This is a genomic window from Rhizobium sullae, from assembly GCF_900169785.1.
GTDB classification, from domain to species: Bacteria; Pseudomonadota; Alphaproteobacteria; order Rhizobiales; family Rhizobiaceae; genus Rhizobium; species Rhizobium sullae.
Genome location: NZ_FWER01000237.1, coordinates 1 through 285 on the forward strand (window position 1 = coordinate 1; position 285 = coordinate 285).

The window sequence follows — 285 nt, forward strand, 5'->3', positions numbered from 1 at the left end:
GCTTCTCGGCTACATCGTTTTCGTGGGCCTGAACGTGCGGGGGGTGGAGCTCTCATTTAACGTGACAGTGATCGTCACACTGATCGCCCTTGCCGTCCTCGCATTCTTCTTCGTGAGTGCCTTCCCGTTCATGGACTTCGGCAAATATGCAATGAACATTGGCGTCGATCCCACGACTGGTACAGCCATCGAACTTCCGGACGGCGGCGGGCCGTTTCTGCCGTTCGGCGTCTACGGCGTTCTGGCCTCGATGCCCTTCGCCGTCTGGCTGTTCCTGGCGATCGA

Annotated in this window: 1 pseudogene; it reads left to right on the top strand. The window is 58.9% G+C overall.

What is annotated here, in order from left to right:
* Window positions 1–285, top strand: a pseudogene (locus BN1800_RS39950) (amino acid ABC transporter permease); the annotation flags it as partial.